Source organism: Mesorhizobium sp. M00.F.Ca.ET.216.01.1.1, assembly GCF_004010325.2.
GTDB lineage: Bacteria > Pseudomonadota > Alphaproteobacteria > Rhizobiales > Rhizobiaceae > Mesorhizobium.
The window spans coordinates 1-412 of the sequence record NZ_SADR02000160.1; the positions used below are offsets into that span (position 1 = coordinate 1).

1 protein-coding gene is annotated in these 412 nt (G+C 61.4%); it reads right to left on the reverse strand.

What is annotated here, in order from left to right; genetic code table 11:
- Positions 1-141: 141 nt before the first annotated feature.
- Positions 142-412, reverse strand: a 271-nt coding sequence (locus tag EN859_RS35540; protein ID WP_135913629.1) for a VOC family protein, incomplete at its 5' end; no start/stop codon positions are given.

The window sequence follows — 412 nt, forward strand, 5'->3', positions numbered from 1 at the left end:
CGAAGAAACGCGTGCAGGCCTTGAGGCGGGTGCCACATGTCATGGTTCGCCTGCCGCGTGCTCAGATATTGCTGATGATACTCTCTCGGCGGATCGAGCGCGTGGCGTGATCGTCGTCGCGCGAAAGCGACAAGCCGTTCCTTACGGGGCTTCGTAGAGTTCCAGCGGCAACCCATCCGGGTCGCGGAAAAAGGTAAACCGTTGGTCTGTATATGGGTCGATCCGGATTGGCTCGACGGCAACGCCGGCGGCTTCCAGGCGCATAATTACGGGGTCAAGATTCGCGACGGCGAATGCCAGATGCCTGAGGCCTGTCGCCTCTGGATGGGACGGCCTCGTCGCTGGCGCAGGGAAGGAGAACAATTCCAGCTGGACGGACCCGATCCGCAGATCCGCCTTCCATGATTGCCGC